Genomic DNA, 1182 nt, shown 5'->3' with positions numbered 1-1182 from the left:
GTAACTTTGAGAGAACTACTTGGTTTTCCGAGACGTCGGAAACCGCTACACCGGAAAATCAATTGGAGAAATCACCATGGCAGTGAATGTAAACACTAACGTATCAGCGATGACCGCTCAGCGTTACCTAAACAACGCAAACTCAGCTCAACAAACTTCTATGGAGCGTTTGTCTTCAGGTTTTAAAATCAACAGCGCAAAAGATGACGCTGCGGGTCTACAAATCTCGAACCGTTTGAACGTACAAAGCCGTGGTTTGGATGTAGCGGTTCGCAACGCGAACGACGGTATCTCGATTGCACAAACTGCTGAAGGTGCAATGAATGAGACCACTAATATTCTTCAACGTATGCGTGATTTGTCTCTGCAATCAGCAAACGGTTCAAACTCGAAAGCAGAACGTGTTGCGATTCAAGAAGAAGTGACCGCGCTAAACGACGAACTAAACCGTATCGCAGAAACCACTTCTTTCGGTGGTAACAAGCTACTAAACGGCACACACGGTGCGAAATCGTTCCAAATCGGTGCGGATAACGGTGAAGCAGTGATGCTTGAGCTAAAAGACATGCGCTCAGACAACAAAATGATGGGCGGTGTGAGCTACCAAGCTGAAAGTGGTAAAGGTAAAGACTGGAACGTTGCTGAAGGTAAGAACGACCTAAAAATCAACCTAACGGACAGCTACGGCCAAGAGCAAGAAATCAACATCAGCGCAAAAGCGGGTGACGATATCGAAGAGCTTGCGACTTACATTAACGGCCAAACTGACCTAGTGAAAGCATCAGTAGACCAAGATGGTAAACTGCAAATCTTCGCTGGCAACAACAAAGTTGAGGGCGAGGTCGAGTTTTCAGGCGGTCTATCTGGTGAACTAGGTTTGGGCGAAGGCAAAAAAGTAACGGTAGATACTATCGACGTAACCTCAGTTGGTGGCGCACAAGAATCTGTTGCTATCATCGATGCGGCACTGAAATACGTAGATAGCCACCGCGCAGAGCTGGGTGCTTTCCAGAACCGTTTCAACCACGCAATCAGCAACTTGGACAACATTAACGAGAACGTGAATGCGTCGAAGAGCCGTATCAAAGATACAGATTTCGCGAAAGAAACGACGGCAATGACCAAATCACAAATTCTATCGCAAGCGTCAAGCTCAATCCTTGCGCAAGCGAAACAAGCGCC

The 1182-nt window shown here is 46.9% G+C and carries 1 protein-coding gene; it reads left to right on the top strand.

What is annotated here, in order from left to right:
- Positions 1-76: 76 nt before the first annotated feature.
- Positions 77-1182: flagellin (locus tag R7O12_RS25930; RefSeq protein WP_226084426.1), on the top strand; the 1106-nt coding region annotated here is incomplete at its 3' end.

It is taken from the genome of Vibrio sp. Vb1574 (assembly GCF_033338675.1).
The sequence above is the reverse complement of the archived record's forward strand: the minus strand, read 5'-3'. Positions and strand labels throughout refer to the sequence as shown.